The organism is Pedobacter psychrotolerans, from assembly GCF_004340665.1.
GTDB classification, from domain to species: Bacteria; Bacteroidota; Bacteroidia; order Sphingobacteriales; family Sphingobacteriaceae; genus Pedobacter; species Pedobacter psychrotolerans.
Genome location: NZ_SLWO01000012.1, coordinates 67,880 through 75,172, shown reverse-complemented (window position 1 = coordinate 75,172; position 7,293 = coordinate 67,880). Strand labels below are relative to the sequence as shown.

The following is a 7,293-nucleotide window of genomic DNA, read 5'->3' as shown; positions in this document are numbered from 1 at the left end:
TTCAGTCCTTTCTCTGTTATACAGAACTTTAAGCTTTCTACAATTATCTCTTTATAACATTCTCTACTAAAAACATCTATCCAGTTTACAACAGCTAAGGTTATAAAATGTGGTATGCTACTATCGCCAAACCTATATTTTGTTGCCATGGGTAATGCATTTCATTTTTTAAATTTTATTCCCAAACAATTATTCGTAACTATTTCAGAGCTGTTTTACAGTCGTTTTGTTTCTGCTATATCTTCAGACAAAGTCTTCGTTTTCAAGCTAAATTTAAGAGACCGCTGAAAAAGCGAACTCTTAAACCAGAGGCGATTTCCTTTTGCTAATATTTTATTAAAGAAACCACTAGAACTACGCTCTATTTAATAAAAAATCAGTATGAATTGTTATAATAATATTTCACACGCGGCGCCAGCGAGGGAAATCAGTTAAGGTAACTTATTTTTCCTTGGTTATAGTGTCTAATTGTTTTAATAAGTGAGGTATCCTAAATTCACCTGGCATCTGTGTAATAAAGTCTGATGCTGTATCTAACTCAAGTCCAACGGATGAAATGTATAAAGGTTTTTTACTTTTACCCCGATATATTTGTTTAACTGTTTCGTTATTACCATGATAAAAGTTCTTCGCTACTCCTATTATCGGAATCTGCTCATTTAATGTTTGCCAAAGATATCCACCCAAGCCAAACCTTTTTTCATTATCTATATAAACGTATCCATCAATAACAATAGCTTCCAGATCATGCATACTTACCTTTTCTACAATTTTTAATAAACATAGAAGCTCCCGCTTATAAAATTCGCCTGGGATGTATTCATCTGTTTCCTCTAGGTAAGCAACCAAAATCTCCTTTGGCTGGCTATCTTTCAAATTGAATAAAACCCCAACTGATTTAGCTGAACCATCATCTTTGTAGTGGACATCAAGCGCGAGTATCATTTTAAAGTATAGTTTTTACCCAATTCCCAAACTGATCATTTTCTTGATGGCTAATTAAATTACCATTCTCATCCCACCTTTTAAAAGAACCGATATGGTAATCGTATTTCTGAAAATATTCTTCTTTTAAATTTCCATTTGGCCAATATTCAACTTGGCGACCATCAGGAATTCCATCAACATATTCACATTCTGCATCTAAAATATTGGTAATTTCTTCATGGAATGTCTTTATACCTGTAAACTGCTGCCCCTTGTACAGGTATACCCCTCCCCCCCAGTTGGTAGGTTTGTCGTCCAAATCTAAATCAGGATCATTATATTCTATTCGCAGCATAATTATTAAAGAGGTCTTATAAAAGTTATCAAATCTAAAATATAAAAACAATCAACAAAAGTATGCTGAATTACTTTATCTTGAGCAGTACCATATTTAATGTTTCGATGATAACCTAAACCTAAAACATCATTTTTTAACTAGCGGTCAAATCCGTCCTAAGAAGATAAATAACTTACATCTATCCTTTAGTGGGTGTAATCGCCGCACCAATCAAAACCAATCAACGGTAAAATCGGAAATAACCTGAGTAAAACCAATTCCGGAACAATTTAACAAGAAACATTTTTTTGTTCGAGGATAAAGTTTCCAGGCATTGTACGTAAGCATCGTGTATGTTCCACAACTTATACGTGTGCTTTGAATATTCCTGTTTCAATTCTTAAATAATATGATCACAGCCTGATCTATTATTTTATATTTTCACATGCAGCAGGAACGCGTTGGTGAGAGGATGTATATATAGATTATTAAATTGGCTCTACGATACCTGAATACATTACTTGTACAAATCCGTAATACTTATCGTTTCATCAATCATTTACTTGGTTGCTTAGCCAAAAAAGTTTTCCACATTCCCGAAGTCTAAAACGCGATTTTGTCTATAATCATACTTTAAACTGTTTAAACGTATTTTTTGGCTAATTCTTGTAAAAAGTGCTTAAATTTTGATTCCAGGCACATTTTACTAAATTTGAATTATATCAAAACCAAGTTTATGTACGAGTTAACCATACCTGCCGACCAAGTTAAAGAATCATTAAGCAAGCACATTTTAGCCGATGGCTTCGACCTGACCTATGATATGGAAAAAAGTCATGGTGCTTATATTTATGATGCTAAATACAACCGGACACTCCTCGATTTCTTTACCTGTTTTGCATCTGTGCCTCTGGGATACAATCACCCTAAAATGGTGAATGATGAAAACTTCAAGAAGAATTTATTGCTGGCTGCGATGGCAAACCCATCTAACTCTGATGTTTATACCCAGCAATATGCCCAATTCTTAGAAACCTTCTCCAAAATTGGGATTCCAGATTATTTGCCACATGCTTTCTTTATCGCGGGCGGGGGATTGGCTGTCGAAAATGCCATCAAAGTGGCCATGGACTGGAAAGTTCAGAAGAACTTTGCCAAAGGATATACGGAAGAAAAAGGATTTAAAGTATTACATTTCGAGAAGGCATTCCATGGCAGAACAGGCTATACCTTAAGCCTCACCAATACCTTACCTGATAAAACAAAATGGTTTGCCAAATTCGATTGGCCAAGGGTATCCGTACCTGAAGTGAATTTTCCACTCTCTGGTGAGAACTTAAATCATGCCCTTCAAACAGAAGAAACATCTATAGCACAGATTAAAAAGGCTTTTGCGGAAAACAAAGATGAGATCTGTGCCATTATTGTAGAACCCATTCAATCTGAAGGTGGTGATAATCATCTCCGTGAAGAGTTTCTGATTCAATTGAAAACTTTGGCTGATGAAAATGATGCATTCCTGATTTACGATGAAGTACAAACTGGCGTGGGTTTAACAGGTAAATTCTGGTGTCACCAGAACTTTAGTGAAAAGGCACGACCAGATATTATAGCCTTCGGAAAGAAAATGCAGGTCTGCGGCATATTGGTTGGGAACAAGGTTGATGAAGTAGAAAAAAATGTATTCAAAGTTCCGAGCAGAATCAATTCTACCTGGGGTGGTAACCTGGTTGATATGGTGCGTTCATCTCAAATTCTACAAATCATAGCAGATGATCAGCTTTGCGAAAATGCAGAAAAAGTAGGTTCGTATTTAAAAGACAACCTGACTAATCTTGCTCAGCAATTTGATAAAATGACCAATGTCCGCGGACGCGGTTTGCTCTGCTCATTTGACTTTCCAAATAAAGAAATGCGCAATACTTTTATCAATAAAGGACTTGAACACAATGTGATGTTTTTAGGTTGTGGTGAAAAGACCATTCGTTTCAGACCAGCACTTTGTATCGAACAAAAACATATTGACGAAGGCTTGACGGTTATGGAAAAAATATTGCCTTTATTGTAAGCATGCGTAGAAAATCCCTCATTTACGTCATTACGGCAATCGTTCTTATTTTAGTTTTCTTTATGGTTAAAGATACATTTAATCAACCTGGAACAGAAGATATGAAAGCAGGCTTTAAAGAAGTTGCTAAATATAGAAATGCGAATAATACTGGTCCAGTACAACGTATTTATGTGGTAACCGTTAAAGATTCTGTTTGGAAAGAAATGGAAGATTATGGAAATTTAATGCCACATACCAAATATGGCAGTACAAAGGTTTATTTCTTTATGGCAAAAGCAAACGTACCTCAAACATTGGAACCCGGAGCTATAAACTTCGATCCTTCATTCAATAAAGATTGTATAGCCTTGTATGAAAAAAGTGCGATGAGTCAGGTGGCATTTAATAAATATCCTTTATAAAATTTCCCGCAGATCAAAAAGATAACCGCAAAAAAATTAGCGAAAATCATCTTGATCTGCGGGAGAAATTCGAGATTAAACAAATGCCGAAAATCCGGTAATCGCTCGTCCAACAATTAAGGTATTAATTTCTTTAGTTCCTTCGTAAGAGTAAATGGCCTCTGCATCAGCCACAAAACGGGCCACATTATATTCGAGCAAAATCCCGTTTCCGCCCATTACCTCGCGTGCTTTGCTTACTACATCACGGGTGCGTAACGAACAAAAAACTTTGGCTAAGGATGCGTGTTCATCTTTCAATAAACCCTGATCCTGTAATTGAGAAAGTCTGAAACACAGCGTTTGCATCGCCGTTAGGTTAGAAAGCATTTCTACTAAATGATTCTGAATTAACTGGAAAGAGGCAATAGGTTTTCCAAACTGTTTACGGGTTCGGGTATATTCCAAAGCATTTTCGTAAGCGCCACGTGCGCAACCAACGGCCTGCCAGGCCACTCCTGCCCTCGTCATTTGCAAAACCTTGGCCGTATCTTTAAAAGAATTGGCATTTTGAAGTCGATCTACTTCTTCCACTTCGCAGTTGGTTAAAGTGATGATTCCATTTTGAACAATCCGCAAGGCCATCTTGTCCTGCATTTTTTCTACAGTAAAGCCAGGATTATCCTTTTTTACGATAAAGCCTTTTACTTCACCATCGCCCTCATCACGTGCCCAGATGATCAGGATATCAGCAAAAGTGGCGTTACCAATCCATTTTTTCTGACCGTTCAACACCCACTTATCACCAATCTTCTTGCAGGTTGTGGTTAAACCACCCGCAGCCGCAGATCCTACTTCAGGTTCTGTTAATCCAAAAGAGCCAATTATTTTAAACTGCTGCATTAAAGGCAGCCATTGCTGTTTTTGTGTTTCTGATCCGCAGAGATAGATGGAACCCATAGCAAGTCCGCTTTGAACACCGAAAAAAGTAGATATTGATGTATCTATTCTAGCCATCTCCATCGCCAGGATACCTTCCATCAAATTCGATTTCCCCGGGCAGCCATAACCTTTATAGGTTAATCCGCAGATATTGAGTTCAGCAAGTTTTGGAATGATTTCAAACGGAAACTCAGCCTTATTCCAATAGTGATTAACAATGGGTTTCACTTCTTTTTCTAAAAACGCACGAACTTTTAACTGCAGTTGCCGATCTTCATCTTTCAAAGCTTCGTCTCCCAGATGGTAAAAATCACCTTCAATTGGTGGCAATTCTCTCTTTTTGCCTGATCCGCCCATCATTTTCATCATACCCTGGATTTGTTTATCATCCAAACTGGAAATGGTTTCCACCATTTTGGGTAAATCTACCTTTTTAGACAGTGCTTCTAACTTATCGAAATCTACATGTTTAAAAAGATTATATGCGTTTTTCAGTGATGAGAATATATTCGCCATGATTATTCGTTTGGAGAGTAACAAATGACTGGCGATTTTGTTGGATACCCGATTTTGTCATTCTGAGGAACGAAGAATCTATAGGCTATAGAAAAGCAAACCAAACAGAAAGCACAAACCGGAATTTGTACTGTATTTGCGTTAGCGATTACATATTAAAGATTCTTCGCTGCGCTCTGAATGACAATTTCCCTACCTTAAGTCAAACAGATTATCTACCCCTAACAATTTTCTGGAAGTAAATCCCTCACCAAAGGTTGCGCCAATGCTTTTACCAAATTCTCTGGAACGGCCAATCACGGTTTCAAAAAATTCCGGAGAAGAAATGTAAGTTTGTAAACCATCTACATCAGGGTTGTAGAATTGCGTTTTAAAAGCTTTGATCGATTCTATTTTTTGATCCATATGATTCGAGATATCAACAATAATATCTGGTTTCAGATAACGATCCTGAATATATTGCAGCAATAATCTTGGTCGATGTGCATCCTGATTCACACCCTCAACTTTTGTTTCGATTTTAGGTAAGCCTGAAAGAAAAACTGAGTCGTAAACCAAATCTCCGGCCCGGCCATGATCTGGGTGACGATCTTCCAATGCATTACTTAAAATAATTTCCGGTTGATATTTCCTGATCACCTTAATCACTTCCAAACGATGAAATTCATCATTTTGAAAAAAACCATCCCTGAAACGAAGATTCTCCCGAGCATGTAAACCTAATATTCTGGCAGAATCTGCAGCTTCTTCATCTCTGGTTTCAGCTGTTCCGCGGGTACCCAACTCACCACGGGTTAAATCTACAATTCCTACTTTTTTACCGAGCGCAATGTGTTTTAAAATTGTTCCTGAACAACAAAGTTCTGCATCATCAGGATGAACAGCTATAACTAAAATATCTAATTTCATGATTATTGATTGGCATTTTCGTTCAGCAACTGCTGAACTTTCTTTTTAATCTTGGAACTCAAGGGTTTGGTGAAGGGTAAATAAAAATCAACGAGTTCGCCTTTTTTGTTCAGAATATATTTATGAAAGTTCCATCTTGGTTTAGAACTTAATTTCAAATTTTGTTTTTTATCGCTTAAGAATTGATAAAGCGGATGTGCGTGTTCACCACGAACCATAATTTTATCAAAAACAGGGAATTTTACACCATGATTAATTTCACAAAACGAGGCGAGATCATCGCCAGCCAAAGGCTCCTGCTTTCCAAAGTCATTTGTCGGAAAGCCTAAAATTTCAAAATCCGGATGGTTAATTTCATCTTTTAATTGCTGCAGTTCCTTTAACTGTGGAGTAAATCCACATTCAGATGCCGTATTTACAATTAAAACAACTTTATTCCGGTAAGCGGAAAGGGGTTGTTCTTCCCCATTGATTTTCTTAACCTTGAAAGAATAGATATTCGGAATGCTTTCCTGCATTTGATTTATTGATAAAACCCTGAAGTCCTGATGATCGATTCAATATCACGATCTTCATTAGGGTTGTAAGTACTCTTTAAATTATGACCAACCACACGGGCAACAATCTGATAAGAAAAAGCAGCAAAACCACCTTTAGTTTGCTTTACAATATCATAAGTAGTTCTTCCAACTTCCCGATCGATGAGCTTCGTTAAAATTTGGCCTTGTGTAATGGTTAGTTCTTTGATTTCACGGTTAAACATGTCTTTAATTTCTTGATCACATTGCTTAACCAGTTTCTTTTGGTCCTTTTTTTCGGGTGTTCGGGCAATATCTTCTTCCAACTGCTGATACCGACGCTTTGCAAAAAGGGCATAAGGCATCACTTTTAATACATTGTAGCGCAACCTGTTATAAGCCATTTGTTCAGCAGGAGATTTCCAGATTCTATGTGCAAAAATGCTCACATCCTGCAGCTGCATCCAGGGAATCATCATTCCGTTATCATTGGTAGAGGCCACCCTAATCGTATCCGCTTTGCTCATTTTAGGAAAAACCGGGGCTACGGGCTCCTGGGCTTTTAGTGTAACACCAAAAATCATGACAATAAACAGAATGATTAGCCCTTTTAAATTCATAAATTTATACTTTAACAAAGTTAGGTGTTATTTCATATATTAGTCGTCTAACACAACTAATATAAGTTTTATT

The 7,293-nt window shown here is 37.0% G+C and carries 8 protein-coding genes; 2 read left to right on the top strand and 6 right to left on the bottom strand.

Going from position 1 to position 7,293, the window contains the following annotated elements; genetic code table 11:
• Positions 1-441: 441 nt before the first annotated feature.
• Both EV200_RS21340 and EV200_RS21335 read right to left on the bottom strand, forming a co-directional pair.
• Positions 442-945 carry an endonuclease V gene (locus tag EV200_RS21340; RefSeq protein ID WP_132536443.1) on the bottom strand — a complete coding sequence of 168 codons (504 nt, stop codon included), beginning with the start codon at positions 943-945 and terminating at the stop codon, positions 442-444.
• Position 946: 1 nt separating this feature from the next.
• On the bottom strand, positions 947-1,282 hold the full coding sequence (locus EV200_RS21335) for a toxin-antitoxin system YwqK family antitoxin (RefSeq protein ID WP_132536441.1): 336 nt from the start codon (positions 1,280-1,282) through the stop codon (positions 947-949).
• A 718-nt stretch (positions 1,283-2,000) separates the two neighbouring features.
• Between EV200_RS21335 and lat the strand changes: the two genes are divergently transcribed.
• Both lat and EV200_RS21325 read left to right on the top strand, forming a co-directional pair.
• Positions 2,001-3,332 (top strand): L-lysine 6-transaminase, encoded by a 1,332-nt coding sequence (lat, locus tag EV200_RS21330; RefSeq protein WP_132536439.1) that lies wholly within the window; start codon positions 2,001-2,003, stop codon positions 3,330-3,332.
• Positions 3,333-3,334: 2 nt separating this feature from the next.
• Complete coding sequence (locus EV200_RS21325; protein ID WP_132536437.1) at positions 3,335-3,736, top strand: hypothetical protein; 402 nt, start codon at positions 3,335-3,337, stop codon at positions 3,734-3,736.
• 75 nt (positions 3,737-3,811) lie between these two features.
• Here EV200_RS21325 and EV200_RS21320 read toward each other — a convergent pair whose 3' ends face one another.
• From EV200_RS21320 to EV200_RS21305, 4 genes are all read right to left on the bottom strand, one after another.
• Complete coding sequence (locus EV200_RS21320) at positions 3,812-5,173, bottom strand: acyl-CoA dehydrogenase family protein (protein WP_132536435.1); 1,362 nt, start codon at positions 5,171-5,173, stop codon at positions 3,812-3,814.
• A 192-nt stretch (positions 5,174-5,365) separates the two neighbouring features.
• Positions 5,366-6,082, bottom strand: a complete 717-nt coding sequence (gene bshB1, locus EV200_RS21315) for a bacillithiol biosynthesis deacetylase BshB1 (protein WP_132536433.1) — start codon at positions 6,080-6,082, stop codon at positions 5,366-5,368.
• Positions 6,083-6,084: 2 nt separating this feature from the next.
• A complete protein-coding gene (locus tag EV200_RS21310) occupies positions 6,085-6,600 on the bottom strand; it encodes a glutathione peroxidase (protein ID WP_132536431.1) in 516 nt (171 codons plus the stop codon).
• Positions 6,601-6,605: 5 nt separating this feature from the next.
• Positions 6,606-7,220: a DUF4294 domain-containing protein gene (locus tag EV200_RS21305; RefSeq protein WP_132536429.1), complete on the bottom strand. Its 615-nt coding sequence runs from the start codon at positions 7,218-7,220 to the stop codon at positions 6,606-6,608.
• Between the last annotated feature and the right edge of the window lie 73 nt (positions 7,221-7,293).